At 67.5% G+C, this 25,835-nt stretch carries 26 protein-coding genes and 1 tRNA gene; 13 read left to right on the top strand and 14 right to left on the bottom strand.

Annotation, left to right across the window (positions count from 1 at the left end):
- The first annotated feature begins 102 nt into the window (after positions 1–102).
- Positions 103–1,185, top strand: coding sequence for a ferredoxin reductase (locus LQV16_RS17250; RefSeq protein WP_229995123.1), 1,083 nt, complete (start codon positions 103–105; stop codon positions 1,183–1,185).
- Positions 1,186–1,198: 13 nt separating this feature from the next.
- A complete protein-coding gene (locus LQV16_RS17245; protein ID WP_229995122.1) occupies positions 1,199–2,428 on the top strand; it encodes an acyl-CoA desaturase in 1,230 nt (409 codons plus the stop codon).
- A 156-nt stretch (positions 2,429–2,584) separates the two neighbouring features.
- Here the strand turns inward: LQV16_RS17245 and LQV16_RS17240 are convergent, their stop codons facing one another.
- The 4 genes from LQV16_RS17240 to LQV16_RS17225 form a co-directional block, all read right to left on the bottom strand.
- The gene (locus LQV16_RS17240; protein WP_229995121.1) at positions 2,585–3,220 is read right to left on the bottom strand and encodes a methyltransferase domain-containing protein; all 636 of its coding nucleotides are present in this window, start codon (positions 3,218–3,220) and stop codon (positions 2,585–2,587) included.
- A gap of 16 nt (positions 3,221–3,236) precedes the next feature.
- A complete protein-coding gene (locus LQV16_RS17235) occupies positions 3,237–5,393 on the bottom strand; it encodes a copper-translocating P-type ATPase (protein ID WP_229995120.1) in 2,157 nt (718 codons plus the stop codon).
- Between the two features lie 138 nt (positions 5,394–5,531).
- Positions 5,532–6,905, bottom strand: a complete 1,374-nt coding sequence (radA, locus tag LQV16_RS17230; RefSeq protein WP_229995119.1) for a DNA repair protein RadA — start codon at positions 6,903–6,905, stop codon at positions 5,532–5,534.
- A 69-nt stretch (positions 6,906–6,974) separates the two neighbouring features.
- Positions 6,975–8,102 (bottom strand): FUSC family protein, encoded by a 1,128-nt coding sequence (locus tag LQV16_RS17225; protein ID WP_229995118.1) that lies wholly within the window; start codon positions 8,100–8,102, stop codon positions 6,975–6,977.
- 309 nt (positions 8,103–8,411) lie between these two features.
- Between LQV16_RS17225 and pstS the strand changes: the two genes are divergently transcribed.
- From pstS to pstB, 4 genes are all read left to right on the top strand, one after another.
- Complete coding sequence (gene pstS / locus LQV16_RS17220; protein ID WP_229995117.1) at positions 8,412–9,533, top strand: phosphate ABC transporter substrate-binding protein PstS; 1,122 nt, start codon at positions 8,412–8,414, stop codon at positions 9,531–9,533.
- 196 nt (positions 9,534–9,729) lie between these two features.
- A complete protein-coding gene (pstC, locus tag LQV16_RS17215; RefSeq protein WP_229995116.1) occupies positions 9,730–10,662 on the top strand; it encodes a phosphate ABC transporter permease subunit PstC in 933 nt (310 codons plus the stop codon).
- Positions 10,663–11,772 (top strand): phosphate ABC transporter permease PstA, encoded by a 1,110-nt coding sequence (pstA, locus tag LQV16_RS17210; protein WP_229995115.1) that lies wholly within the window; start codon positions 10,663–10,665, stop codon positions 11,770–11,772.
- A 48-nt stretch (positions 11,773–11,820) separates the two neighbouring features.
- The gene (gene pstB, locus LQV16_RS17205) at positions 11,821–12,600 is read left to right on the top strand and encodes a phosphate ABC transporter ATP-binding protein PstB (RefSeq protein ID WP_229995114.1); all 780 of its coding nucleotides are present in this window, start codon (positions 11,821–11,823) and stop codon (positions 12,598–12,600) included.
- A 12-nt stretch (positions 12,601–12,612) separates the two neighbouring features.
- On the opposite strand, the gene LQV16_RS17200 is transcribed toward pstB, so the two are convergent.
- The 3 genes from LQV16_RS17200 to LQV16_RS17190 all read right to left on the bottom strand — a co-directional run bounded on the left by LQV16_RS17200 (position 12,613) and on the right by LQV16_RS17190 (position 15,286).
- The gene (locus tag LQV16_RS17200) at positions 12,613–13,623 is read right to left on the bottom strand and encodes an inorganic phosphate transporter (protein WP_229995124.1); all 1,011 of its coding nucleotides are present in this window, start codon (positions 13,621–13,623) and stop codon (positions 12,613–12,615) included.
- A 7-nt stretch (positions 13,624–13,630) separates the two neighbouring features.
- A complete protein-coding gene (locus LQV16_RS17195; RefSeq protein ID WP_229995113.1) occupies positions 13,631–14,248 on the bottom strand; it encodes a nuclease PIN in 618 nt (205 codons plus the stop codon).
- Positions 14,249–14,632: 384 nt separating this feature from the next.
- Positions 14,633–15,286, bottom strand: a complete 654-nt coding sequence (locus LQV16_RS17190; RefSeq protein ID WP_229995112.1) for a hypothetical protein — start codon at positions 15,284–15,286, stop codon at positions 14,633–14,635.
- Between the two features lie 204 nt (positions 15,287–15,490).
- On the opposite strand from LQV16_RS17190, the gene LQV16_RS17185 reads away from it, so the two are divergent.
- The 3 genes from LQV16_RS17185 (at position 15,491) to LQV16_RS17175 (ending at position 16,537) form a co-directional block, all read left to right on the top strand.
- Positions 15,491–15,563 (top strand) — tRNA-Lys (locus LQV16_RS17185).
- A gap of 121 nt (positions 15,564–15,684) precedes the next feature.
- Positions 15,685–16,179: a MarR family transcriptional regulator gene (locus LQV16_RS17180; RefSeq protein WP_229995111.1), complete on the top strand. Its 495-nt coding sequence runs from the start codon at positions 15,685–15,687 to the stop codon at positions 16,177–16,179.
- Between the two features lie 64 nt (positions 16,180–16,243).
- Positions 16,244–16,537, top strand: a complete 294-nt coding sequence (locus tag LQV16_RS17175; protein WP_229995110.1) for a hypothetical protein — start codon at positions 16,244–16,246, stop codon at positions 16,535–16,537.
- Here LQV16_RS17175 and LQV16_RS17170 read toward each other — a convergent pair.
- A complete protein-coding gene (locus LQV16_RS17170; RefSeq protein ID WP_229995109.1) occupies positions 16,523–17,617 on the bottom strand; it encodes a beta-propeller fold lactonase family protein in 1,095 nt (364 codons plus the stop codon). The two genes, LQV16_RS17175 and LQV16_RS17170, sit on opposite strands and share 15 nt — an antisense overlap.
- 261 nt (positions 17,618–17,878) lie before the next feature.
- Between LQV16_RS17170 and LQV16_RS17165 the strand changes: the two genes are divergently transcribed.
- Positions 17,879–18,712: a putative protein N(5)-glutamine methyltransferase gene (locus LQV16_RS17165; protein ID WP_229995108.1), complete on the top strand. Its 834-nt coding sequence runs from the start codon at positions 17,879–17,881 to the stop codon at positions 18,710–18,712.
- Between the two features lie 39 nt (positions 18,713–18,751).
- Here LQV16_RS17165 and LQV16_RS17160 read toward each other — a convergent pair whose 3' ends face one another.
- From LQV16_RS17160 to LQV16_RS17140, 5 genes are all read right to left on the bottom strand, one after another.
- Complete coding sequence (locus LQV16_RS17160; protein ID WP_229995107.1) at positions 18,752–19,183, bottom strand: YtxH domain-containing protein; 432 nt, start codon at positions 19,181–19,183, stop codon at positions 18,752–18,754.
- A 158-nt stretch (positions 19,184–19,341) separates the two neighbouring features.
- Complete coding sequence (locus LQV16_RS17155; protein WP_018774889.1) at positions 19,342–19,605, bottom strand: GlsB/YeaQ/YmgE family stress response membrane protein; 264 nt, start codon at positions 19,603–19,605, stop codon at positions 19,342–19,344.
- A 245-nt stretch (positions 19,606–19,850) separates the two neighbouring features.
- Positions 19,851–20,822 (bottom strand): aldo/keto reductase, encoded by a 972-nt coding sequence (locus LQV16_RS17150; protein ID WP_229995106.1) that lies wholly within the window; start codon positions 20,820–20,822, stop codon positions 19,851–19,853.
- 99 nt (positions 20,823–20,921) lie between these two features.
- Complete coding sequence (locus tag LQV16_RS17145; protein WP_011690139.1) at positions 20,922–21,131, bottom strand: dodecin; 210 nt, start codon at positions 21,129–21,131, stop codon at positions 20,922–20,924.
- Positions 21,132–21,183: 52 nt separating this feature from the next.
- Complete coding sequence (locus tag LQV16_RS17140) at positions 21,184–22,119, bottom strand: SGNH/GDSL hydrolase family protein (protein WP_229995105.1); 936 nt, start codon at positions 22,117–22,119, stop codon at positions 21,184–21,186.
- 163 nt (positions 22,120–22,282) lie between these two features.
- Here LQV16_RS17140 and LQV16_RS17135 point away from each other — a divergent pair, with 163 nt between their 5' ends.
- Positions 22,283–22,540 carry a metal-sensitive transcriptional regulator gene (locus tag LQV16_RS17135; RefSeq protein WP_229995104.1) on the top strand — a complete coding sequence of 86 codons (258 nt, stop codon included), beginning with the start codon at positions 22,283–22,285 and terminating at the stop codon, positions 22,538–22,540.
- A 30-nt stretch (positions 22,541–22,570) separates the two neighbouring features.
- Here the strand turns inward: LQV16_RS17135 and LQV16_RS17130 are convergent, their stop codons facing one another.
- Complete coding sequence (locus LQV16_RS17130; protein WP_229995103.1) at positions 22,571–23,281, bottom strand: FadR/GntR family transcriptional regulator; 711 nt, start codon at positions 23,279–23,281, stop codon at positions 22,571–22,573.
- Positions 23,282–23,473: 192 nt separating this feature from the next.
- Here LQV16_RS17130 and LQV16_RS17125 point away from each other — a divergent pair, with 192 nt between their 5' ends.
- On the top strand, positions 23,474–24,961 hold the full coding sequence (locus LQV16_RS17125; RefSeq protein WP_229995102.1) for a four-carbon acid sugar kinase family protein: 1,488 nt from the start codon (positions 23,474–23,476) through the stop codon (positions 24,959–24,961).
- A gap of 56 nt (positions 24,962–25,017) precedes the next feature.
- On the top strand, positions 25,018–25,835 hold an 818-nt coding region (locus LQV16_RS17120; RefSeq protein WP_229995101.1), incomplete at its 3' end, for an NAD(P)-dependent oxidoreductase.

Here is a 25,835-nt window from a genome sequence, read left to right as displayed (position 1 = left end):
TTCATGGACAATCCGATGAGTTGTTGCGGCGGGATAGTTTTCTCGAGTCGATCGTATGCCTTGGGTGAAGAAGTATGGCCCAATCTGACATAAGCTTGGTGAATGATCCGGCTCCGTAAGCTGGCGCGCGCCGCATCTCTACTGACCACCCCCCTAGCTCCAGAAGACATTCTGTCGCTGTTCAATCCTGTGTTTTCCGCCCGCCAATTGCGCGGCGTGGTTACCAAGGTGGTTCCAGAAACGGCCGATTCCGCCACCATTTTCTTCCGTCCCGGCCGCGGCTGGCAAGCGCATCTTGCCGGCCAGTGGGCCCGTATTGGCGTCGAGCTCGACGGCGTCCGCCACTGGCGGTCCTATTCGCTCAGCGCCCCCGCCGGACAGGATCCGGCAATCACCGTTACCGACATGGGCGCCGTCTCCGGGGCCCTCGTGCGCGGCACCAAACCGGGCGACGTCCTGTTCCTGGCGCCTCCGCAGGGCGACTTCGTCCTGCCGGAACACCCGCGCCCGCTGCTCATGCTCACAGCCGGCAGCGGAATCACGCCGGTGATGTCGATGATCCGCACCCTCGTGCCGCACCGCCCCGACTCCGACGTCGTCCTGATCCATACCGCCCGCACCGCCGCGGACACCATCTTCCGTGAAGAACTCGCCGAGCTCGCCGACCAGTTCCCCAACCTGCGCGTCACGCACTGGTTCACCGGGGAGCGCGGACGGCTGGACTTCACCTCTGCCGCCGACCTGGACCGGCTGTGCCCGGACTGGCGCCAGCGCGCCGCCTACGCATGCGGCCCGGAAGGCTTCCTCAACGACGCCGAGGCGCTGTGGGAAGCCGAAGCCGAGGACGCTCAGCAGGCCGCGGCGGCCCGGGCGGGCACCCTGACGATCGAACGCTTCAGCACCAGCCTCGCCGGCGGTGCCGGGCACGACGGCGGACTGGTCACCTTCGAGGCCTCCGACCGCGAAGTCGAGGCAGACGGGGACACCCCGCTGCTCGATGTCGGCGAGGACGCCGGCATCCTGATGCCCAGCGGCTGCCGCATGGGCATTTGCCACAGCTGCCTCATCCCGCTGCGTGCCGGCCAGGTCCGTGACCTTCGCACGAACGAAGTGCACGGCGAGCCCGGCCAACTAATCCAGACGTGCGTGTCGGCAGCCGCCGGCCCCGTTAACCTCGACCTCTGAGGAGTATCACCGCATGACGATTGTTTCCAACAAACCGGATATTTCCGACAACGACGCCACCGCCGCAGGCGGTACAGACGGGTCAGCCGCCGGCGCCCCAGCAGCAGAGGTGCGAACGGCCGCGAAGACGCGGCCCGGCGCCCTGGCCGAGACCGGCAGCCCGTTGCTGCGCCCGCCCGCGGCCGCCCACCTCTCCGACGAGCAGGTGGCGGAGCTGGGGCGCGAACTCGACGCCATCAAGGACGACATCCTCGCCAAGCGCGGCGCATCTGACGCCGCCTACATCCGGCGGATGATCAAGATCCAGCGCGGCCTGGAGCTCTCCGGCCGTGCCCTGCTGCTGGTCAGCAAGAAGAAGCCCGCCTGGATCGCCGGCACCACACTGCTGAGCTTCGCCAAGATCCTGGAAAACATGGAACTCGGGCACAACATCCTGCACGGCCAGTGGGACTGGATGCGGGACCCGGACATCCACTCCACCACGTGGGAATGGGACTTCGTCACCCCCGCACGCTCCTGGCAGCACACCCACAACGATCTCCACCACCGCTGGACAAATGTGGTCGGCAAGGACAACGACATCGGATACAACCTGCTGCGGATGGATCCGGACCAGGAATGGACGCCCTTCAACCTGGGCAATCCGCTCTACAACGCACTGCTGGCACCCGTCTTCGAGTGGGGCATCGCGATCTACGACCTCGAACTGGTGGACTACAAAGAGGGCCGGAAATCCAAGGAAGCCCTGACCAAGGACCTGAAGGCCCTCGGCCGCAAGGCCCTGACGCAGTTCACCAAGGACTACGCCGCCACGCCCGCCGTCGCCATGCTGACCGGTTCCGGCAAACAGGCCCTCTACGGCACCCTGACCGCCAACGCCGTCCGCAACGTGTGGGCGCACGCGGTGATCTTCTGCGGCCACTTCCCCGAAGGCACTGACACCTTCACCGAGGAAATGGTGGAAGGCGAGACCCGCGGCGACTGGTATGTGCGCCAGATGATCGGCTCGGCCAACATCTCCGGCTCCAAGTTCATGCACCTCATGACCGGCAACCTCTCGCACCAGATCGAGCACCACCTGTTCCCGGACCTGCCCTCGAACCGCTACGCGGAAGTGGCACCGAAGGTGCAGGAGATCTGCAAGCGCTACGGACTGCCGTACACCACGGGTCCGCTGCTGAAGCAGGTCGGTTCCACGTGGGCCAAGGTCTTCAAGCTGGCCCTGCCTCCGAAGAAGGCCTAGCCGGCCGGGCCCAACTTCCAGGGCCCAGCGGCCCGGTTTGAACGCCGGGTTTGAATGCCGGGTTTAAATGATTGACCAGAGGGGCGTCTGCCATCGCGGCAGGCGCCCCTCTGTCGTGCGCCCCCTCCGTTGTAACGGCGTATGCGGGCCGGGGGCTCAGGACTTGCTCGCCATCCCAAGAACGTGGGCAAGCCGCGGGTTGCCGGGGAGGACCGAAAAGCCAAAGCGCTCGAGGCCCTGCACGGTGAGGCCGGCCCCGGCGATCACGGCGGCTGTGTCGCGGTTCGGGTGGCAGCCGCCTGCCACCCGGCTCCATAGCGGGGTGACCAGGTCTTCGGCGGCGCCCAGGACGCGGTGTGCGGAGCGGACGTGTTCATAGAACAGCAGCAAGCCGCCGGGGCGCAGGACCCTGACCACCTCCGCCAGCGCGGCGGACTGGTCCGCCACGCTGCACAGCACCAAACTGGAGACGACGACGTCCACCGAGGCGTCCGCCGCCGGCAGCGCTTCCGCCACGCCGTCTTTCACCCTGACAGGCACCGGTGCCTTGCTCGCGGCGGCGAGGGCCAGCCCCCGGAGCGTGGGGTCCGGTTCGAGGGCCAGCACACCGGTCACCGCTGAAGGGTAAAACGCGAAGGTGGCCCCGTAGCCCGCCCCGATTTCGATGACGACGCCGTGAGCCGCTGCCACGAGCCGCCGGCGGTGCTCCGTTGCCCCGCGGGCATCCATCCGCGGACCCACGCGGGCATAGGATCTCCCGAAGGATGACTCGCGGCGGCTGGTTTCCGGCATGGGGGCGTCCTTGCGGTCAGCCGACAGCGGCCGGGTTGAGCTTGAGCCTGCGCAGCAACTGGGCGTTGAGGGCAACCACAATGGTCGACGCCGACATCATCACGGCGCCCGCGGCGGGGGAGAGGACGATCCCCGCGAAGGCGAGGACCCCGGCCGCCAGCGGCACCGAGATGATGTTGTATCCGGTGGCCCACACGAGGTTTTGCCACATCTTCCGGTAGCTCGCCTTGGACAGATCCAGCATCGACAGCACGGCCCGCGGATCGTTGCCGGCCAGGACCACGCCCGCGGATTCCACTGCCACATCCGTGCCGCCGCCAATCGCGATCCCCACCTCCGCCCGTGCCAGTGCGGGGGAGTCGTTGACGCCGTCGCCCACCATGGCCACTTTCAGTCCGCGGCCCTGCAGTTCCGCCACCTTCTTGTCCTTGTCGGCGGGGAGGACCTCGGCGAACACTTCATCGATGGCAAGTTCCGCGGCGACGGCGTGCGCCACCTGGCGGGCGTCGCCGGTGACCATGGCCACCTTGATGCCGCGTGCCTGGAGGGCCCGGACGGCCTGGCGGGACTCGGGCCGCACGGCATCCTCGAGGCTGACAGCGCCCACGACTGTGCCGCCGTCGACGATGTGGAGCACCGCCGCGCCGCGCTCCAGCCAGGCGCCGGTGGTGGCGGCCAAAGACCGCGGTTCCTGCAAACCCAGCTCCCGGAGCAGGGCCGGGCCGCCCACCTGGACCGTGCGGCCATCGACCGTGGCGCGGACTCCGCGGCCGGTCAGCGAGGTGAACCCGTCCGCCGTCGGAATCTTTAGTCCCCGGTCCCGGGCGGCGGCAACGATCGAGCGGGCCAGCGGATGTTCGCTGTCCGCCTCCACGGCGGCCGCGAGTCCAAGCACTGCGTCCTGGCCGGCTGCTGTGCCCGTGCCTGCGGCGGCGACCTCCTTGAGCTCCGGCTCGCCCCTGGTCAGGGTTCCGGTCTTGTCGAACAGCACGACGTCGACTGTCCGCATGCGCTCCAGCGCCATCCGGTTCTTGATCAGGACGCCCGCCCGGGCCGCCCGCTCAGTGGAGATGGCGATGACGAGCGGGATGGCAAGCCCCAGCGCGTGGGGGCATGCGATCACGAGCACGGTCACAGTGCGGGTGACGGCGTCGGTGACGCTGCCCATCAGGGTCCAGAAGATGAAGGTCAGGACGCCGGTGCCGGCGGCGAAGTAGAAGAGGAACGCCGCAGCCCGGTCGGCGAGGGCCTGGGCCCGGGAGGAGGATGCCTGTGCCTCGGCCACGAGGCGCTGGATCCCGGCCAGGGCGGTGTCCTCGCCGATGGCTGACACCCGGACCCGCACGGAACTGTCCGTGGCGATGGTACCGGCCACCACGGGATCACCGGGTGTTCGCAGGACGGTCTTTGATTCGCCGGTGATCATCGATTCGTCGAAGTCGGCCTGGCCGTCGCTGACCGTGCCGTCGGCCGGCATCCGGCCGCCGGGGCGGACCAGGATGGTGTCCCCGGCGCGGAGCTGGGAGACGCTGACAGTCTCCAAGCCGGCGTCCGTGACACGTTCCGCCTCATCGGGCAGCAGCGCCGCCAGGGCGTCCAGTGCGCCTTGGGCCGAGCCGAGGGCGCGCATCTCGATCCAGTGGCCCAGCAGCATGATGGGGACCAGCAGCGCCAGCTCCCACCAGAAGTCGAGATCGAAACCGCCGATGCCGAGGCTGGTCACCCAGGAGGCGATGAAGGCGACGCTGATGGCCATGGCGATCAGCAGCATCATGCCCGGCTTACGGGTCTTCAGTTCATTGAGCCCGCCCTTGAGGAACGGCCGGCCGCCGTAAAGGAAGATCACCGTACCGAACACGGGCGGGATCCAGGCAGAGCCGGGAAAGGCGGGAGGTGCGTAGCCCAGGAGCTCCGCGAACATGGGGCTGAAGAAGAGCACCGGCACGGCCAGGGCCAGCGTCAGCCAGAACCTGTCCCTGAACATGGCGACGCTGTGCCCGGCGTGTTGGCCGTGGCTGTGCACGGTGTGGTCGTCCCCGGCGGAGCCTGCGGTGGCAGGGACGGCGGCGGGGGAGGCGCCCGGCTTCGCAGCATGGTTACCGTGCGGCGTCGGGTGCGTGCCTTGATTCTGGATGCCCTGGTCCGCGCCTGGGCTGCTGTGCCGGTGTTCCATGGTGCGTGCTCCTGAAGGAAGTTCAGTCATCTGCGGCTACGCCAAAGATACCCCCGGGGGGTATCTTTGGCAAGAGCTTATCTGTTTCAGCGGACCTGGATGACACGCATCATCCCGCGCGCCGCGGCCTCCGCGGCGTCAGCTGATCAGCAGCCCCAGCGCCTCGGCCAGGTGGCCGACCTCGCGGACCGAAAAGCCCGCGGGAACCGGGCCGTGCCCGTTCGGGCTGGCCGGCACCACGGCATGGGTGAAGCCGAGCCGGTGCGCCTCCTGGATGCGCTGATTAATGCCGGGCACTGGACGGACTTCGCCGGCCAGGCCCACCTCGCCGAACGCTATCAGCCGCTGGGGGAGCGGCTTCCTGGCCTTGGCGGAAGCCACCGCCAGGGCCACGGCGAGGTCCGTGGCGGGTTCGCTGAGCTTGACCCCGCCGACCGTTGCGACATAGGAGTCGTCCTTGTGCAGCAGGCAGCCGGCGCGCTGCTGCAGGACGGCCAGCAGCATGGCCACGCGCGAGCTGTCCAGTCCGCTGGTGGCGCGGCGCGGCTGGGAGCTGGCGCTCTCGGCGAGCAGCGCCTGCACCTCGGCCAGCAGCGGGCGGCGGCCCTCCAGCGTGACCGTGATGCAGGTTCCCGAAACGGGCTCCTTGGTCCGTGAAACGAACAGTCCACTGGGATCGGCGAGGCCCTCGATGCCGTCCTCGTTCAAATCGAAGCAACCGACGTCGTCGGTAGGTCCGTAGCGGTTCTTGACGGCGCGCAGCAGCCGCAGCCGCGAGTGCCGTTCGCCCTCGAACTGGCAGACGACGTCCACGAGGTGTTCCAGCAGCCGGGGCCCGGCGATGGAGCCGTCCTTGGTCACGTGCCCGACCAGCAGCGTGGTCATGTTGCGGCGCTTGGCCGCGGCGATCAGGGAGGCCGCGACCTCGCGCACCTGGGACACCCCACCGGCGCTGCCCTCGACGTCGGCGCTGCTGAGGGTCTGCACGGAGTCCACCACCAGCAGCCGCGGTTCCAGCTTCTCCACCTGCCCCAGGGCCTGCCCGAGGTCCGTTTCGGCGGACAGATACAAGGATTCGGCCACGGCGTCGATCCGGTCCGCGCGGAGCTTGACCTGGGCGGCGGATTCCTCACCGGTGATGTAGAGGACGTCCTGCGCCGTGCGGGCGAACTTGGCCGCGACATCCAGCAGCAGCGTGGATTTGCCCACCCCGGGTTCGCCCGCGAGGAGGATGACGGCGCCGGGCACCAGCCCGCCGCCGAGCACGCGGTCGAGTTCATCCACCCCGGTGGGCAGGAAAGCGGCAGTTGTGGCGTCGACGTCGGCGATCCGGCGGGCCGGTTCAAGGACCGTAGTGGCCGCCGTCGTCCGGGCGACGGCGGTGCCGGTCTCCTCCACGCTGCCCCACGCCTGACACTCGCCGCAGCGGCCCACCCATTTGGCCGTAGTCCAGCCGCATTCGGCGCATTTGTAGCCGGGTGCCTTCGGCCCCCGGGAAGTCTTCGTAGCCATTGGTCCACACTATCGGGGCCCAGCGACAACCAAGGGCGCCGGCGGTGGGGTCAGCAGTGCCAGGGCGGGCTACAGCGGGGGAAGAATGTCCCGGGCTTCCTTGGAATCCAGCCCGGCGGCCTCCAGTAGGTCCACCATGAGCGGGCGGAACAGCATGACCACCGTTTCGCCCTCAAGCAGCTGGACGTCCAGCATCCGCGGATGCAGGCGGACGGCGATCTCCCGCAGCTCGGACCGGGCCGTGCGCAGGTGGGCGCGGCGGGCGCCGTCGTGGACTTCCGCCAGGCCGCGCGAGAGCTCGTCAACGGCGGCGGCCGTCTCCTGCAGGACCTCGGAAATGTTCTGGGTGGCCTCGTCCGAGAGCGCCGCATGGTTGATGGCGCTGGTCAGGCGGCGCGCAAAGACCCGGCTGTTGCGCAGCGCGAGGTCGATGTAGTCCAGTGACTGCTCCATATGGTCCAGCTCTTCCCGGTGCCGCCGGTAGGCGGGGGCCAGGGTTGCCACTTCGCCGGAGGCGCGCAGCGACTGGCGCATGGCGTCGACGAGGGGCTGGCAGTTCCGGCCCCGGATGAGGGCATGCCAGGCCTGGGTGGAGTCGCTGTAGCTCAGCGCCGACGCGCATTCCCGCAGCACCTCGGCGAGCTCGTGCAGGAGCTTCTTGACGTCACTGCGGGGTTCGCGCCGGGGGTCCTTGGGAACGAGGATGGTCACCAGGAGCGCGAATACCCCGCCCACCACGGCGTCGATGCTGCGGGTGAAAGGCCCCCCGAGGGGCGCGGGCAGGAGCACCACGAGCACGGACTGCAGGCCCAGCTGGGTGGTGAAGATCGTCCCGCTGTCCAGGAACCTGGCCAGCAGGATGGAGAAAAGGAGCACGACGGCGGCCTGCCAGATTCCGGAGCCCAGCCAGTGCAGCAGCAGGTCCCCGACCACGATTCCGATTGTGCAGCCCATGCCCACCTCGATGACGCGGCGCAGCCGGGGGTCGCGGGAAAACCCGAGGGCAATCAGGGCTGACGTCGCCGCAAACAACGGCGCGGAATGGCCCAGGACGTATTCGGCGAACGCGTAGGCGCCGACGGCGCAAGCGGTCATCTGGATGGCCGGGACCAGGGAGTTCCGGCTCCGGACAAAGCCGGTCCGGACCCGGCCGCGCAGGAATCGTGCGCTTGCGGTGAGTCCAGTCGCGGAGGCCATGCCCTCCAGTCTATTTGCTGCCCGGGGGCGGCCGTTCGCGGCAGGCCGTTCGCGGCAGGACGGAGCCCGGGCCAATCAGCCGGGACAGCACCCGCCATCACACTGAAGCCGATACGACTGTGACGCACAGAACACAATGCCTGCCCGGCATATGTAAGCCAATAGCCCTGCGTCGTTAACCGGCTGTTCACTTTGGTCCGCAATTCTCTTTACCTGGGCCACCTACGGTCGGTAAAGGTACAAACCGTACGCATCCCTGCGGGCCTTCTCCTGGCCCGGCACTCACAGCCCTGGAAGGGGTACAACTCAGTGAAGGCACTCCGCTTCGGCCGCAACGCGGCTATCGCTGTAATCGCCGTCGGCGCACTCGCGCTGACCGCCTGCGGTTCGGACAACGCAACCAACACGGCCCAGACCACGGCGCCGTCCGCCTCGGGTCCCGCGGTCACCGGCACCCTGACCGGTATCGGTTCTTCCGCCCAGGGCGCAGCCATGGATGTCTGGAAGACCAACTTTGCTTCAGCCAACCCGGGCGCCAATGTGCAGTACTCCCCGGACGGTTCCGGCGCCGGACGCAAGGCGATCCTTGACGGCTCGGCCCAGTTCGCCGGCTCGGATGCCTACCTCAAGGATGAAGAGCTCGCCAGCTCCAAGGAAAAGTGCGGTCCCGACGGGGCCATCGACATCCCGGTCTACATTTCCCCGATCGCCGTGGCCTTCAACCTGCCTGGCATCATGGACCTGAAGCTTGACGCTCCCACCGTTGCCAAGATTTTCCGCGGCGAGGTCGCCAACTGGAACGACCCCGCCATCGCGGCACTGAACCCGGGCGTCACGCTTCCGGACCTCAAGGTCACCCCGGTGAACCGCTCCGATGACTCCGGCACCACCACCAACTTCACGGACTACCTCGCCGCCGTCGCCCCTGAGGTTTGGACCGACAAGGCCGCCGGCATCTGGCCCGCGAGCCTGAAGGGCGAGAACGCCAAGGGCACCTCCGGCGTCGTCAAGACTGTCACCGACACCCCCGGCGCCGTGACCTACGCCGACGACTCCGCTGTGAGCGGCAAGCTCGGTACCGCGCAGATCAAGGTCGGCGACTCCTTCACGAAGATCTCCGCCGATGCCGCTTCCAAGGCAGTCGACGAGGGCAAGCCGGTTGAAGGCCGCAGCGCCAACGACCTCGCCATCAAGCTGGACCGCACCACCACGGTCGCAGGCGCCTACCCGATCGTTCTGGTGTCGTACCACATCGTCTGCACCACCTACGACACCCAGGCCACCGCTGACCTGGTCAAGGCGTTCGTCAAGTACGCCGCTTCCGACGCGGGCCAGCAGTCCGCCGCCGACGCCGCCAAGTCGGCGCCGCTGTCCAAGACCCTCCAGGACAAGGCAATCGCTGCCGTCGAAACCGTCAAGGCCAAGGCCTAGGGTTACGCTGCACCGCGAGGCATAGTGGAAACACGAGCCTAATCAAGGTTCCCTGCATCATGGCGGCCGTCACCGGCGGCCGCCATGGAGCAGGGAACCGACGCGTTTGTTCCATACATCAAGATTTGCCGGGCGCCGGCCGCGGGGCTTTCCGCAGCCGGCAGCCGGATCCCGATCCAAACCGAAGGGCCGTGAAGTGACCACCACCTCCCTGACCAAGTCCCGGGGCGCAGGCCACGTCGGTGACAAAGTCTTTTCCGCAGCCACCTTGGCGGCAGGGTGTCTGATCCTCGTCGTGCTCTTCGGCGTGGCACTGTTCCTGGTTATCCAGGCGTTCCCGGCCCTCGTGGCTTCGCCGGACAAGATCCAGGGCGGCGAAGGATTCTTCACCTACATCTGGCCGCTCGTCATCGGCACCCTCATCGCATCGGTGATCGCCCTCGTGATCGCGACGCCGATCGCGATCGGCGTCGCGCTGTTCATCTCGCACTTCGCACCTCGCAAGCTCGCCTCCGGCCTGGGCTACGTGATTGACCTGCTCGCAGCAATTCCTTCCGTGGTTTACGGTGCCTGGGGCGTTGCGTTCCTGGCCCATGAAATCTCCCCGGCCTACAACTGGCTGGCCAACAACATGGGCTGGCTGCCGATCTTCCAGGGTCCCGCTTCTGCCACCGGAAAGACCATCCTCACGGCCGGGATCGTGCTCGCCGTCATGGTCCTGCCGATCATCACGTCCCTGAGCCGCGAAATTTTCCTGCAGACCCCCAAGTTGCACGAAGAGGCCGCGCTTGCGCTCGGGGCCACCCGCTGGGAGATGATCCGGATGACCGTGCTGCCGTTCGGCCGGCCCGGAATCATCAGCGCCGTGATGCTGGGACTAGGCCGGGCCCTCGGCGAGACCATGGCCGTGGCGCTGGTCCTGTCCTCCGGAGCCCTGACCGCCAGCCTGATCCAGAGCGGCAACCAGACCATCGCCGCCGAGATTGCCCTGAACTTCCCCGAGGCCAGCGGGCTCAAGGTCAGCACGCTGATCGCCGCCGGCCTGGTGCTGTTCGTCATTACCCTCGGCGTGAACATGATTGCCCGCGGGATTATCACCCGGCACAAAGAATTCTCGGGAGCCAACTAAATGACCTCCACCCTGACTCCGGTACGCAAGCGCTCGGCACTGACCAAGGGCCAGCTGCCCAAGGCTGCGCCGTACATTGTCCTGGCCGTTGCCCTGGTCCTCGGCGCGGCGATCCTGGCGCTGATCGGCTTCAATGCCTTCGGCTGGGCAATCGTCTCCGCCATCCTCTTCGCCGCCGGCCTGGTGGGCTGGAGCCTGGTTGTGGAAGGCGCCCGCAAAGCCAAGGACAAGCTGGCCACCTGCCTGGTTGTGGGCGCCTTCCTGGCTGCCCTGCTGCCCCTGTTCTCGGTGATCTGGACCGTGCTGGTCAACGGGCTCCCCGGGCTCCTGGACCCCGGATTCCTCACCACCTCCATGAACGGGGTCACCGGCGCCTTCGACAACAAGACGGTCGAGGAAGGCGCCCCCTTGCTGGGCGGCATCTACCACGCGCTCATGGGCACACTGCTGATTACGGTGCTCGCCACCATCATCTCGGTCCCCGTGGGCCTGCTGACCGCGATTTACCTCGTGGAATACGGCGAGGACCGCGCGCTGGCCCGGGCCATCACCTTCTTCGTGGACGTCATGACCGGCATCCCCTCGATCGTCGCCGGCCTGTTCGCCGCGGCCGCCTTCTTCGCCGTGGTCGGCCCGGGCACCAAGACAGGCGCCGTTGCCGCCGTCGCACTTTCGGTGCTGATGATCCCGGTGGTGGTCCGCTCCAGCGAGGAAATGCTCAAGATCGTGCCGAACGAACTCCGCGAGGCCGCCTACGCCCTCGGCGTCCGCAAGTGGCGGACCATCCTCAAAGTGGTCCTCCCGACGGCGATCTCCGGCATCGCGTCCGGCATCACCCTGGCGATCGCCCGCGTGATCGGCGAAACCGCACCGATTCTGGTCACCGCCGGATTCGCTACCACCATCAACACCAACGTGTTCAGCGGCTGGATGGCCTCCCTGCCGACGTTCATCTACACCCAGATCCTGAACCCCACCTCGCCGTCCAACCCGGATCCGTCCTCCCAGCGGGCCTGGGGCGCGGCCCTGGTGCTCATCATCCTGGTGATGCTGCTCAATCTTGGCGCCCGCCTGATCGCCCGCATGTTCGCCCCCAAGACAGGCCGCTAGGCCACCGCCGCGCCCGCCGCCCATACCTCCAGCAAGTGAAGGAACACCATGTCTAAGCGCATCGACGTCAAGGACCTGAACGTCTACTACAGCAAATTCCTGGCCGTCGAAGACGTCAACATCAACATCGAGGCCAAATCCGTCACTGCCTTCATCGGCCCCTCGGGCTGCGGCAAGTCCACCTTCCTGCGCACCCTGAACCGCATGCACGAGGTCATCCCCGGTGCGAGGGTTGAGGGCGAGGTGCTGCTGGACGGTGACAACCTGTACGGGCCCGGCGTTGACCCGGTCACGGTCCGTTCCCAGATCGGCATGGTGTTCCAGCGACCCAACCCGTTCCCCACCATGTCCATCCGGGACAACGTGCTGGCCGGCGTGAAGCTGAACAACACGAAGATCTCCAAGGGCGAGGCCGATGTCCTGGTGGAGCGCTCCCTGCAAGGGGCGAACCTGTGGAACGAGGTCAAGGACCGTCTGGGCAAGCCCGGCTCCGGACTCTCCGGTGGCCAGCAGCAGCGCCTGTGCATTGCCCGCGCTATAGCCGTGGAGCCCCAGGTGATCCTCATGGACGAGCCCTGCTCCGCCTTGGACCCGATCTCGACGCTGGCCATTGAGGACCTCATCAACGAGCTCAAGGACCAGTACACGGTGGTGATCGTGACCCACAACATGCAGCAGGCTGCCCGCGTGTCGGACAAGACGGCCTTCTTCAACATTGCCGGTACCGGCAAGCCGGGCAAGCTGATCGAGTTCGGCGACACCCCGACGATCTTCAGCAACCCGACCGAGAAGGCCACCGAGGACTACGTCTCCGGCCGCTTCGGATAACCGGCGAGGCCCTTACAGGCCGGCCACCGGCGAGAGCGCCAGCTGAAGGACGAACGCGGCGCCGGCGGTGGCAATCGGGGTCAGGACCCAGAACGCCAGGATGCGGATCACCAGCCGGCGGTTGGTGTCCGGGAAATTCTGGTTGGCGCCGGCGCCGAGGGTTGCCGCCGTCACCGTGTGCGAGGTGGAGACGGGCCAGTGCAGCCCGATCGCGCCCACGAGCAGCATTACCGTGCTGAACATTTGCGCGACAAAGCCGCGCAGGGGGTCGATCCGGGTCAGCCGGTAGCCGATGGTGTACGAAATCCGCCAGCCCCCTGCCAGGGTCCCGGCAGCCATCATGACGGCCGTCAGCAGGGCCACCCAGACGGGCACGGATCCGCCGTCGGAGAGCCCGGCCGCGAGCAGCGCCAGGATCACCACCGCGCTGGTGCGCTGGCCGTCCTGCAGCCCGTGGCCGAAGGCGACGGCGCCGGCAGCGATGGCCTGGGCCCGCCGGGAGCGGGTGTTGACGACGTTGGGCGGCGTGTAACGGCCGGCCCAGCCGGCAGGCCAGACCAGCAGGAACGACCCGACATATGCGATCACCGGTGAGACCAGCAGCGGGATCACCACCTGGGACAGGAGCGAGGCGTCAACGCCCGTCACGGGGTTACCGCCGACGGCGACGCTCGCGACCCCCGCCCCGGCGAGCCCGCCGACCAGGGCGTGCGTGGAGGACGCCGGGATGCCGCGCCACCACAAGTACAGGCCCCAAAAGATAGCGCTGAGCAGCCCGGCCAGGAGGATCGTCAGGCCGTTCGTGCCCGGCGGCAGTGACAGCCACGCCTGGCTCACGGCCAGCGTCAGGGCGGCGCTGAGACTGGCGCCGATGAAGTTGAACAGGCTTGCCAGCAGCACCGCCACTGTTGGAGTCAGCGCCCGCGTCCGCACGGCCAGGGCCACCGACGAGGACGCATCCCTGAAGCCGTTGAGAAATGCGAAGACCCCGGCGCTGAGCAGCACCAGGGCAAGGAAGAACATCACCACGTCAGGATTCCTTGACGATGATGCTGCCCACCTGCGTGGCGATCCGGCGCATGTCCTTCGTGACTTCCACGAGCTGGTTCGCGACATCGCGGTTGCGCGCGTACTGCATCGCCTTCATCTCGTGGAGCATGTCCGCGACCCAGACCCGGTGAGTGCGTTCGGCACGTTTGGCCAGGCGCAGGATCTCGATCCAGTAGTCCTCAAGGTCGTCCAGATTGTTCAGCTGCCGCATGGCCTCGACCGTGAGTTCGGCCTGGCGGCTGATGATTTCCAGCTGGTCCGCGGCGCGTTTGGGCAGCCGTTCGAGCTTGTAGAGGGACACGAGCTCGGCGGCGGCGTCGAGCTTCTCCATGGCCTCGTTGAGGAAGCGGGACAGCGTGTACATGTCCTCGCGGGGCAGCGGGTTTACGAAGCTGGTCCGCATGTGGGTCAGGAGGGCAAAGTGCAGTTCCGCCGATTTGGCCTCATGGTTGTGCATGTCTTCCACGAGCCGGGCATGCTCACTGGCCGGGGCGCCGAGGATCTCCGAGAGTGTGCCAGCCGCCAGCACGATCTGGCGCGCCATCTGGGAGAGCAGGTTCAGTCCGGCGGACTCTTGCGGGAACAGGCGCAGCTTCACGTGGTGTCACCGGTCTTCCGAAGAGGGGCTCGCGGGTGGAGTCGGCCGGCCGTGTGACTTGACGGAGACCAGCGCATACGCATTACCTTACCGTCCGTGTTGGGCCCGGACCGGCGGGACGCGGCATATGACGGCGCAGGCAGGAACGCATCTAAAAGGGCAGCTCAAACGGACATGAAAATGGTGCCGAACCGGATACGCCTCTCGGCGGTAGGCCGCTCTAGGCGGCTAAATGTTGAAGCCCGGGGGTTTCGCGGTTCGGCACCGCTTTCAGTTTTCTACGTAGGTTCTTGCAAGTCAACATTGACAGCCTGCCCCTGCCGTGCGTGGCCGCCGGTAGTGCGGGCCCGGCGTCCGGGTGCCCGCCGCCCGCCGGCTGGCCCTTCAGTCCAGTTCGCCGAGCCGCCACGCATTGGCGGCGTGCTCGAGGTCTTCGGCCGTCTTGACCAGAAGATGCGAGTTGCGGGTGAGCTTGCTGGCGTGGTTCTCGTTGCTGTGCTCGGCGTTGTCGGCAAGCGTCGCCTGGCCCAGGGCCACCACGCGGCAGAATGCGGCAGAACGTTCCAGTGCGACGTCGAATTCGCCGTCGAACGCCCCGGAGAGAATGGCGTCCGCCATGGACTTCATCTCATCCGCGCCGGGCGGTTCGGCGGCGCCGGCCACCACATGCGAAACCTGGGCCGTGTCCTTGCCCGCCTTGAAGTAGACGGAGATCCGCTCGGGATCCTGGATGGTGGCGGCCCGCAGGGCGTACAGGCGCCAGAGCGCGCCGGGGAGGGACCGAGCGGGGCTTTCGGCCCACATTTCGGCGATCGCTTCCAGGCCCTGCTCATCGGCAAGCTTCACGAGCCGCTTGGTGACTTTGGGATCGTCACTGTCGCGGCCGCGGCGCACCAGCGCCTGCGCGGCCAGATGGGCCGCCTCCGAGACTCGGGCGGGATCGGCCCCGCCGGCGAAGGGCTCAAAGTCGATCGGCGCGAAGGGTTTCGGCTTGTGGTGCCGCGGGGCGGGGGCGCTTGATCCTGCTTGCTCGCTCATGCCCCCACGCTACTCCAGTGCCGCAAGGGAATCGAGGATGGGCCGGCGCTGCTGCCGGTGACGCCCGGACCGACGACGACGCCGGTCCGGGCAATGTGAAAAAAGCCGGCCCAGGTCTGGGGTACAGTGTTAACGTCCAGAAATGGACTGGGCTGAAACGCGCCGCAGCAGCGGATTTATCCGCTGGTTCGGAGCTATCGGCTGGGGCCTTTAGCTCAGTTGGTAGAGCATCGGACTTTTAATCCGTGGGTCGTGGGTTCGATCCCCACAGGGCCCACTCTTTAGCGAAGAGTGGAAAAATCCCCGGTTTCCTGGCAACAGGAGGCCGGGGTTTTTTGTGCCCGCCGTCGGCCTGGATTGCACGGCAGGCTACTTACCAGTTCCGCTAGGCTTGGCGGATGGACTCCCACGGCGCCTCCGGATATTGGTATGGCCCCGATGGCAGCCTGGACCCCCCTGCGGCCATCCTGCAGGCTCTCCGCGACTATCGGATCTCGGAGGTGGCGACCAGGCGGTCCACCCGCGATTCGATGGGGATGGGCGAGACGGACCTGCTGGCCCTGCGCTACCTGCTGCGGGCCAAGGCGACCGGCGAACGGGTGGGGCCGAAGGACCTCAGCCGCGTCCTGGGCATCACCACCGCTTCCACGACGTCGCTGATCGACCGGCTGGTGGCCAGCGGGCATGTCCGGCGCGAGCCGCACCCGACCGACCGGCGCTCGCTCGTGATCGTGCCTACGGTGGAGACGGATTCCGAAGTCCGCGCCATGCTCGGCCACATGCACCGGCGGATAATGGAGGTGGCCGAGTCCATGAGCGCCGAGGACGCCTGGGTGGTCATTACGTTTCTGCGCCGGATGGGCGCGGCCATTGGCGACGAGCGGCGCAACTAGCTCGTTTAACTATTCATATGTATGCTTACTACTTGATTTTCGACATCAGACGAGAGTAGGCGACGTGGCTGAATCCGCAACCCTTGCCGGGAACCCGGCAACGGTTCCCTCGCCCTGGGCCCCGCTGCACTGCGGCGCACCCATGCAGTGGCGCTCGCCGGAGCCGGGCGCCATGTCCTCCTACTCGTTCGGGCCAGCCGACCCTTCCTTGGCCCTCCCGGCTGTGTGGCGCTGCCCCTGCGGTTTCCAGCTGGACGGTGATTTCCAGCCGAACGGTGATTTCCAGCTGAACGGTGATTTCCAGCCGAACGGTCTCGAACAGGATCACGCGGGCGTCAGTCCCTCAATCTCGCGTTGAGGGCCGGGCCGGCACCAGCGCGGTAGGGGAGGCCACAGGGAGCCGGTCCGCGGGACTTTCCGGCAGCCCTGATTCCGCGTCCAGGGGAAACGTCACGACGTCGCCGGAGCGTTCGTGGGCGACGTGCAGCAGGCCATTGCGGACCAGGTGGTGCCGGGGCCAGTTGCCGCCGCTGGGGACATCGGCCACCGGACGCAGCGCCGCGCCTCCGGCCCCCACCTCCAGCACACTGACCCGGTTCGAGCCACGGACGCCCACGTAGGCGTGCCTGCCGTCGGCCGCCAGCGCGATCTCGGCCGCCGAATCTCCCGGCAGCGCCCCGCCGGCGGTGGCGGACCCGACGAAACCGAGCCGGAAGGCCCCGGACTCCGGCGACAGCCCGGCCACGGCAACGTCAATTGAATACTCGGTCACCACAAAGACGTTGCCGCCCGGGTGCTGGACCAGGTGCCTGGGGCCGCTGCCCCGCGGCAGGACCACCTCATGGTCCAGGACCGGTCCCAAAGCCAGCCCCGGCCCGGGGCGGACCTTCCAGATCCGCAGGAGGTCGTGGCCTAGATCGGTGGTCATCACCCGGCCGTCGGCCAGCATGAGCGCGGCGTGGGCGCGGCTTGGCCGCTTTTGTTGTTCGGGGGCACTGCCGTCGGGAGCGTCACCGTAGGGGTCGCGTGATTCCGTCGCGGCGGTCCGGGCCGTGATCCCGCCGTCGGCGTCGAGCCCATAGAACAACACCTGGCCGTCGCCCCAGCAGCACACCACGAGGAACCTGCCGGAGGGCTCGACGGCGACATGGCAGGCCGCCTCACCGGCCGGCCATGCGGGGCCCGCGGGCTCCAGGCCAAACGCGCCGTCCCGGCGGTAGGCCCGGACAGTCCTGGCCTGCTCGGCCACGGCGTAGACCACTTCAAGTGAGGGGTGTACCGCCAGGAAGGACGGAGAGTCGGCCGCCGCTGCGACACCGAGCCAGTGCAGGGTGCCGTCGGCCGCCGTGGCAACCGCGCCGATCCCCGCGCCGCTGCCGCCAGAGTCTGCCGTGTAGGAGCCGGTCCAGATGAGGCCGTGTGCAGGGATGGAGTCCATGCTGACATCCTGCCAGCCGCCCGGCCAAGGTGCGGCACCCCAGCAAACAACCGTCCCAAACAAACGTCACGAACCGCAGCAGCAATCACCGCGGGCCCAATCAGCTGGGAACCTGCGCCTTCGGTAGCATGGGGGAGTCCGAGCAACTGCAGCAAAAGGAGGTGGGTCCCGTTCACGCAACTCCAGAAAGGGTGCCCTCCCAGCGCCGGCTGCGGCCAGCTCACGGTGAGGGCGTCTGACACCAGACCGAAAGGCGCTCCCATGCCAGCAATCCGCCAACTTTCCCCGCACGAGACCCTCACGGCCAGGCTCCGTGCATCCGGCTGCGTGTTTGCCGAAGACGAAGCCCGCCTGCTGATCGACGCAGCCCCGACGCCGGAGGCACTCGAGGCGATGGCCAGCCGGAGGGTTGCCGGCCTGCCCCTGGAACACATTCTCGGCTGGGCTGAGTTCTGCGGACTCCGCATCGCGGTCGATACCGGAGTCTTCGTGCCGCGGCGCCGGACGGAATTCCTCGTCCGGCAGGCCGCCGCGCTGCTGGACACCTGGCGCATAGTGCCCGGTCCTGGCCGCGCGGCGCCCGTCGTCGTCGATCTCTGCTGCGGATCCGGTGCTGTCGGCGCGGCGCTTGCCGCGCTGGCCGGCCCCGCCGAACTCCACTGCGCGGATATCGACCCCACGGCCGTGGCATGTGCGCGCACCAACGTCCTGCCACTGGGCGGGGAGGTCCACGAAGGCGATCTCTATGCTCCGCTCCCCGCTGGACTTCGGGGCCGCGTCCGGTTGTTGGCCGTCAATGCCCCCTACGTTCCCTCGGCGGACATTGAAACCATGCCACAGGAGGCGCGCGTGCATGAGCCGCGGGCCTGCCTCGACGGCGGCGCCGACGGGCTGGAGGTACAGCGGCGGGTCGCCGCCGGCGCGCGGGAGTGGCTGGTGCCCGGCGGCCATGTGCTGATAGAGACCAGCCGCCGGCAGGCCGCACAGACGGCCGGAATATTTCGCAGGCACGGGCTGGCGGCCCGCGTTCTGCGCTCGGAGGAGCTGGGGGCTACGGTGGTGGCCGGCGCGCTGGTGCCTTCCGGCGGGCGGTAGCTGCCCGAGGGAGGCTCAGGCGGTCCCTGCCGGGAACGCCTAGGGCAGCTTGTCCCCGCCCACACTGGTGGCCGGACCCGCCGGGGTGGCGCCGCCCTCGTCCGACCAGTCCTGGCCGTGCTGATCTGTGAGCGCCGGGTCGGAATGGACATCAGGGGCCACAGTCACGGGCGTTCCGGGCGTGGCTGTGCCCTGCGTGGGCGCGGAGGTGCTCCCGTGTCCGGCATCGCGGTGAACGGCGGAGCTGATGACAGTACCCGCGCGGCGGGCGGCCTCGCCGAGCTGCTCGGAGACCTCGGGGGCTTTATCCTTGAGCGTTTCGGTGGCCGCGGCCACCTTGTCCTGGACGGGCTTGCTGCGCCACAGTTCTGCACTCCGGGCTTTGAGCTGGTCATAGGCGGCGCGGCCGGACCTTGATCCCAGGACATATCCTGCTGCCACTCCGATGCCGAAAAGAAGTTTGCCTTTCATGCTGTACTCCTGCTCCCTGACGTAGGTGAAAAGTAGACGTTTCTGAACAGGGGTGGCGGGGCCGACTCAAGCGGTCCGCAGGCCACCTTCCCTGTCAAAGTAGTGCAAAAAACCGGCCCCGGGAATATCCCGGGACCGGTTTCCGGTCAGTCTCCGTGTTAGCGGGCTGAGCGCTTGCTGATCATGCCGTAAACGAGCAGGACGATGATCGCACCGCCGATGGCCAGCAGCCAGGTCGACAGCGAGAAGAACTCATTGATGCCCACGCCGAACAGTGCGCTGCCGATGAATCCGCCCAGGAGGGCGCCGACGACGCCGAGGATCAGGGTGATGATAATGCCACCGCCCTGACGGCCCGGGAGGATGGCCTTAGCGATTGCTCCGGCGATGAGGCCCAGAATCAGAAATGCGAGAAAACCCATTTTTTCGTTCCTTCTTCTTTCATAGAGGAGGCACCCGGATCGCCGGGTGCGCTTCATCCTTCTGCCTCAATACTAATCATGCTTAGTATCAAAGAGCCACCCGGCCTGTCGTGGGTTTGAGCGGCGGGGTGCCAAAACAGCCAACTGTGGCCGGACGATTCACGGAAGTTCATGCCGTGTGCGGGCGTTGTTCGGGCGTCGTTCAGTTGTTCGGTAGTCCAGTTGTTCGCTGGGATGCCCGACGCCTACCATGCGTAGTCTTCGGGGGCCGTGCGGTGGCCAGGGAAAATCTCGTCAAGGCGCTTGAGTGCGTCGGCGTCGAGCTTCAGCTTGTGCGCCCTGATGGAGCCTTCGAGTTGATCGAGGGTACGCGGGCCGATGATCGGAGCGGTGACTGCCGGCTGGTGGAGCAGCCACGCCAGGGCCACGTCCGCCGGGTCCTGACCCAGTTCGGCGGCGAAGTCCTCGTATCGCCGGATCTGTTTCTGGTGCGACTTGAGCGCATCGAGGGCGCGGCCCGCGATGCGGCGGACGCCGTCGGCCTCATTCTTCAGCACTCCGCCCAGCAGGCCACCGTGCAGCGGCGACCATGGCAGGATCCCCAGTCCGTACTGCTGGGCGGCAGGGATGACTTCCAGTTCCACGCCCCGGGTCAGCAGGTTGTAGATCGACTGTTCGCTGACCAGCCCGTAGTAATTCCGGCGGGCGGCGGTTTCCTGGGCGCGGGCGATGTGCCATCCGGCGAAGTTGCTGCTGCCGGAGTACAGGATCTTGCCCTGCTGGACGGCGACCTCGATAGCCTGCCAGATCTCCTCCCAGGGCGTGTTCCGGTCCACATGATGGAACTGGTAGAGATCGATGTAGTCCGTCTGCAGCCGTTTCAGGCTGGCATCGAGCGCCCGCCGGATGTGCAGGGCCGAGAGCTTGGACTCGTTGGGCCGGTCCGTCATGGTGCCGAACAGTTTGGTGGCGAGCACCGTGCGTTCACGGCGCTCGCCACCTTGGGCGAACCAGCGGCCGAGTATTTCCTCCGTCCACCCGCGGTGGCTCGAGCCGCCGTACACGTTGGCGGTATCGACGAAATTGATGCCGGCGGCCTGGGCGGTGTCCAGGATGGCGAAGGCCTGGGTCTCCTCGGTCTGCGGGCCAAAGTTCATGGTCCCCAGGCACAGGCGCGAGACCGTCAGGCCGGAGCGGCCAAGATGCGTGTAGCGCATGAAGCGTTCCTCTCCGTCCTGACCTCCTCTGCCCTGACGTGTTGCGGGGTTTCTCCGAAGGCCGACCGGCGCGTGCCGCCGCCGCTCCGGAGGCTGGGCTCAGCGCTCCAGGCGGAACCCGAGCTTGATGGTGACCTGCCAGTCGGCGACCTGCCCGTTTTCAAGGTGGCCGCGGATCTCCTTGACTTCGAACCAGTCAAGGTTTCGGAGGGTCTTGGCGGCCTCGGCGATGCCGTTCCGGACGGCCGCATCGACGCCCTCGTTCGAGGTTCCGACAATTTCAGAAATGCTGTAAGTGTGATTAGACAACTTCGCTCCTCGTGATCGCCATCGATTCCCGGCTGGGGGCCGTTCCTGCAGACTAGCCGACTGAACCCGGCCGGACTAGGGGTTTGTGCCCGGAGTCGGGAACCCCGGGAGGCGGACCCGGCAGCGGGCGTTTGGCCTGCCGCGGCAGGGCGTCCGCCCGCGGCCTGATCCGGCTCACCACCCAGGGCAGCATGTAGTGCGCCACCCAGGCCAGGTCACCGGCCCGGGCTTCCCGCCAGTTGCCCGGCGGCATGGGCTTGGGCTCCAGCGGCCGCAGGCGGTGTGGCACGCTGAGCGTGTCCAGGACCATGGCCGCAATGGTGTGGTGCCCCAGCGGCGAAAAGTGCAGGCGGTCCGGGTCCCACATCCGCGGATCGCTCAGTTGCCGCAATGCCCACAGATCAGCGATAACGACATCGTGCCGGGCGGCGATGACGCGGATATGTTCATTGAATACCGCGACCTTCCCCCGGATGTGTCCGAACACGGCCGTCTCGCCCCAGTCCGGGCCGGTGAACAGGACCACCGTGGCCCCGGTGGCCGAGAGTGCCGCCACGGCGTCGTCGAGCGCGGCGGCCATCCGGTCCGGATCGCCGCGATGGAACACGAGATCGTTCCCGCCGGCTGAGAGGGTGACAAGGTCCGGCTTAAGGCTCAGGGCCGGTCCGAGCTGCTGGTCGAGAATTTCGCGCAGGACCAGTCCGCTAATGGCAAGGTTTGCGTACCCGAACTCGCCGCGGCCCTCACCGAGTTCCTCGGCAATGCGGTCGGCCCACCCCCGCATGCCGCCGGGGCTCAGCGGTTCCGGGTCGCCGACGCCAGCCGTAAACGAATCCCCCAAGGCGACGTACCGGCTCCAGGGCCGCGAACGCCGGATGCCGGAATGCCCTTGTGCGGAGCTCTGATCCCCTGAATGCCACGGCCCCGCGGCGGGGATATTGACGCCGGTATGGCCGGCGTCCGGTTCAAGGAACCTGGCGGCGTTCACATCACCAGCATTACGCCGATATTCCATGCCGCGCTAGGTACTTATGCCCCTAGCGAGGCATCCTGGAGGCGTCCGCGCCCGCACCGCGCCCCTCGGCCGCCAGGCGGCCAAAATACTCAGGGGGGTATGATGTGAAGCCCGACGCATCGAACCGGAGGAACCAATGGAACTCGATCCCACCGACATGAAGCCTGTCATCAACCGGCTTCGCCGCGCCCAGGGACAGCTCGCGGCAGTCACCAGGATGATCGAGGAGGGCCGTGACTGCAAGAGCGTCGTGACGCAGCTGGCCGCCGTCTCGAGCGCCCTGGACAAGGCGGGATTCTCCATCATCGCCACGGGTCTGCAGCGCTGCATGCAGCAGGACGACCCCACTCTGGACCGGGCCGAGCTCGAGAAGCTCTTCCTCTCGCTCGCCTGAGCCGGGCATCCGGCGAAGCGCGGTTTCGCGTCAGGCGGTCCCCTCGGCCAGCACGAACGTCTTCAGGTCGTCGAGGGTCTGCTGCATATGGGCGTCCATGGCGTCACGGGCGCGGTGCGGGTCGCGTGAGGCCAGCGCATCCGCGATGTTCTGGTGGTGCCCGATGGCATGCTCCTGGATCTGGGGCACCTTGGACGTTTCCGTCCGCCGCTTTTCCAGCACGCGGTGCAAGGGTTCGAACAACACGGCGACGAACACGTTTTCCGAGGCCTGCAGGATGAGGTCGTGGAAGGCGAGGTCCGCCTCGACGAACGCCGGAAGATCGTTGTTCTCATGCGCGAGCCGCATCTTTTCGACCTGCGCGCGCAGGGCCTCGATGTCCGTATCCGCCATCCGCCCGGCGGCCAGTTCGCAGGCGCCCGTCTCCAGCATCCGGCGCAGCTCAATGAGCTGAATGGCGGCTGAGGCGTCGTTCTCGCCCTCCGAGGCCGCCCGCAGCACAGCGTCCAGGGAGCCCCAGCGGTTGACCGGGTTCACGAACGTGCCGCGGCCCCGCTCCACGCTGAGAATCCGCTGGGCTTCAAGGGTCTTCATGGCTTCGCGCACGGTCATTCGGCTGACTTCGTGGCGGGAGCTGAGCTCAAGTTCGCCGGGGACGCTCGCGCCGGGCGGAAACTCGCCGGCAATGATCCGGTCCAGCAGTTCGTCGGCCACAACGCCGACCAGCGATTTCCTAGCCAATTCTCCCCGTCCAGCGACCCGGCTTTGCCTGATGGCGTGCTCCTGATGGCCAAGTCTACTTGCGCGTCGTTGTGCCATATGCCACACTAACACCCAGAAATAAAATGTCTGACATCTTACATTTACTCAATTCTGTGGCTCCCGTAGAGCCGCAGGTTTCCACCGATTGATCCCCACACAATGGAGTGCATAGTGCCCCTCGAAGCAGACGTGCTGGCCGCCTTCCCCGCGGAAGTACAGATCCCCGCCCGGCTAGTGGCAGACAGCGTGGCTGCCTCGTCCGAGGCATCTCCCCGCGTCCTGGTAGTGCTCGACGACGACCCCACCGGCACCCAGTCCGTGTCGAACCTGCCGGTCCTCACCCGCTGGGACGTGGCGGACTTCGCCTGGGCGTTCGGCTACGAAGTCAACGGCCAGCGCCAGCGCGCGGTCTACGTGCTGACCAACACGCGCAGCCTTGACCCTGCCGAGGCGGCCGCCCGCAATGAGGAAATCGTCCGGAATGCCCTCGCGGCCGCCGCATCCGCGGACCCCGCGCTGCGGCTCAGCTTTGTCAGCCGCAGCGATTCCACGCTCCGCGGCCACTACCCGCTCGAACCCGACGTCATCGCCGCCACTGTCACCGCCGTCAACGGCGAGACGACGGACGGCGTCGTGATCGTTCCCGCGTTCCCCGACGCCGGCCGCGTGACGATCGGCGGCGTGCACTTCACCCGCGGCACCGGCGAGGACGCCGGACAGCTCACCCCCGTGGCCGAGACCGAATTCGCCCGGGACGCCAGCTTCGGCTTCGCGAATTCGGAGATGGCCAAGTACGTTGAGGAGAAATCGAAGGGCCGGTTCCCCGCGGATTCGGTGATCGTGCTGGATCTGGACATCATCCGGGCCTCCACCGATCCGAACATCTCCGCCAAGGCCATCGCCGACGCCATCGACGCCGCCACGGACTCCACCCCGATCGTGGCAGACATCGTCACCGAAAATGATCTGCGCGCCCTGTCCCTGGGCCTGGAAGAAGCAGAACGCCGCGGCAAGAAGCTCCTCTACCGTGTGGGCCCGCCGTTCGTCCGGGCACGGATCGGACAGGAAATCCGCACCGAACTCAGCGGCGAAGAAGCCTATGCGGGCAACACCCCCTCGGTTGCCGGCGGCCTGATCGTCGTCGGCTCGCACGTCGGCGTCACCACCCGCCAGCTCAACGCCCTCACCGAGCAGCACAGCGCGGCCCGGATCGTGGAGATCGACGTCGAAAAACTGCTCGGCGAGAGCGCGCGGGAGTACCTGGACGAAACCGTCGACACGGTTGTCACGGCCCTCCGCGGCGGCGACGTGATCGTCCACACCAGCCGGCTCCTGATCAAGACCGCCGACGCCGCCGAAAGCCTGCGGATCGCCCGCACCGTCTCCGCCGCGGTCGTCGCCGTGGTGAACCGCACGCTCAAGACCTTCCCGCCCCGCTTCGTGATCGCCAAGGGCGGCATCACGTCCTCGGACGTGGCCGCACACGGCCTGGAGATCCGGCACGCCATTGTCCGCGGGCCCATGCTGCCGGGCATTGTCAGCCTGTGGGAGCCGGTGGACGGCCCGGCCAAGGGCATCCCTTACATCGTTTTCGCCGGCAACGTGGGCGATGACCAGTCCCTCGCCGATGTCACGCGCAAGCTCAGCAACACCTTCTGACCAACATCTTCTGCTCAACACCGCACGCCACAACACGTCATTCGATGGAGAACACCATGACCAGCAACTACACCGTCACCGTCCTGGGCCTTGGCGCCATGGGCCTGCCGATGGCCACGCGCCTGGCAAGCCAGCTCACCGTCCACGGCTTCGACATCGCCGAGCCGCGCCTGAAGCTGGCTGAAGAGGCCGGCATCCGCACGTTCGCCTCCGCCCGGGAAGCCTCGGAAGGCGCCGATGCGCTGCTGCTGGCAGTGCGCAACGGCGAGCAGCTCAACGATGTCCTCTTCGGCGAGAACGGCGTGGCCTCCGTGCTCAAACCGGGCTCCGTCGTGATCCTGGGCAGCACCGTGGGCACCGACGCCATCCCCGCCACGGTGGACCGCCTGGCCGAATACGGCGTCGAGCTGGTTGATGCCCCGCTTTCCGGCGGCCCCAAGCGTGCCGGCGAAGGCGACCTGCTGATCGTGGTGGGCGCATCGCCCAAGGCCCAGGAAAAGGCCCGCCCGGCCCTCGAGCTGCTGGCCTCCACCCTGACCGTGGTCGGCGACAAGCCCGGCGACGGCCAGGCCCTCAAGACCGTCAACCAGCTGCTCTGCGGCATCCACATCGCCGCCGCCGCCGAGGCAATGGCCCTGGCCGACGCCCTCGGCCTGGACCAGGCCAAGACCCTCGCCGCCCTCGAAGCCGGCGCGGCGGGCTCCTTCATGCTCTCCAACCGCGGCCCGCGCATCCTGGAGGCCTACACGGAAAACGGCGCCGAGGTCCTCAGCCGCCTGGACATCTTCGTCAAGGACATGGGGATCGTCGGCAAGGCCACCCGCGCGGCCGGCCTCGCCGCCCCGGTGGCCGCCGCCGCGGAGCAGCTCTACCT

It is taken from the genome of Arthrobacter sp. Bi26, assembly GCF_918697925.1.
GTDB lineage: Bacteria > Actinomycetota > Actinomycetes > Actinomycetales > Micrococcaceae > Arthrobacter.
Note: the sequence above shows the minus strand (reverse complement) of the source record. Positions and strands in the feature narration are given on the sequence as shown.

Excerpts from the sequence above, each read along its gene's own strand:
- LQV16_RS17250 (WP_229995123.1), top strand. The coding sequence starts at position 103 with ATGATCCGGCTCCGTAAGCTGGCGCGCGCCGCATCTCTACTGACCACC.
- LQV16_RS17245 (WP_229995122.1), top strand. The coding sequence starts at position 1,199 with ATGACGATTGTTTCCAACAAACCGGATATTTCCGACAACGACGCCACC.
- LQV16_RS17240 (WP_229995121.1), bottom strand. The coding sequence starts at position 3,220 with ATGCCGGAAACCAGCCGCCGCGAGTCATCCTTCGGGAGATCCTATGCC.
- LQV16_RS17235 (WP_229995120.1), bottom strand. The coding sequence starts at position 5,393 with ATGGAACACCGGCACAGCAGCCCAGGCGCGGACCAGGGCATCCAGAAT.
- radA (WP_229995119.1), bottom strand. The coding sequence starts at position 6,905 with ATGGCTACGAAGACTTCCCGGGGGCCGAAGGCACCCGGCTACAAATGC.
- LQV16_RS17225 (WP_229995118.1), bottom strand. The coding sequence starts at position 8,102 with ATGGCCTCCGCGACTGGACTCACCGCAAGCGCACGATTCCTGCGCGGC.
- pstA (WP_229995115.1), top strand. The coding sequence starts at position 10,663 with ATGACCTCCACCCTGACTCCGGTACGCAAGCGCTCGGCACTGACCAAG.
- pstB (WP_229995114.1), top strand. The coding sequence starts at position 11,821 with ATGTCTAAGCGCATCGACGTCAAGGACCTGAACGTCTACTACAGCAAA.
- LQV16_RS17200 (WP_229995124.1), bottom strand. The coding sequence starts at position 13,623 with ATGTTCTTCCTTGCCCTGGTGCTGCTCAGCGCCGGGGTCTTCGCATTT.
- LQV16_RS17190 (WP_229995112.1), bottom strand. The coding sequence starts at position 15,286 with ATGAGCGAGCAAGCAGGATCAAGCGCCCCCGCCCCGCGGCACCACAAG.
- LQV16_RS17180 (WP_229995111.1), top strand. The coding sequence starts at position 15,685 with ATGGACTCCCACGGCGCCTCCGGATATTGGTATGGCCCCGATGGCAGC.
- LQV16_RS17170 (WP_229995109.1), bottom strand. The coding sequence starts at position 17,617 with ATGGACTCCATCCCTGCACACGGCCTCATCTGGACCGGCTCCTACACG.
- LQV16_RS17165 (WP_229995108.1), top strand. The coding sequence starts at position 17,879 with ATGCCAGCAATCCGCCAACTTTCCCCGCACGAGACCCTCACGGCCAGG.
- LQV16_RS17160 (WP_229995107.1), bottom strand. The coding sequence starts at position 19,183 with ATGAAAGGCAAACTTCTTTTCGGCATCGGAGTGGCAGCAGGATATGTC.
- LQV16_RS17155 (WP_018774889.1), bottom strand. The coding sequence starts at position 19,605 with ATGGGTTTTCTCGCATTTCTGATTCTGGGCCTCATCGCCGGAGCAATC.
- LQV16_RS17150 (WP_229995106.1), bottom strand. The coding sequence starts at position 20,822 with ATGCGCTACACGCATCTTGGCCGCTCCGGCCTGACGGTCTCGCGCCTG.
- LQV16_RS17135 (WP_229995104.1), top strand. The coding sequence starts at position 22,283 with ATGGAACTCGATCCCACCGACATGAAGCCTGTCATCAACCGGCTTCGC.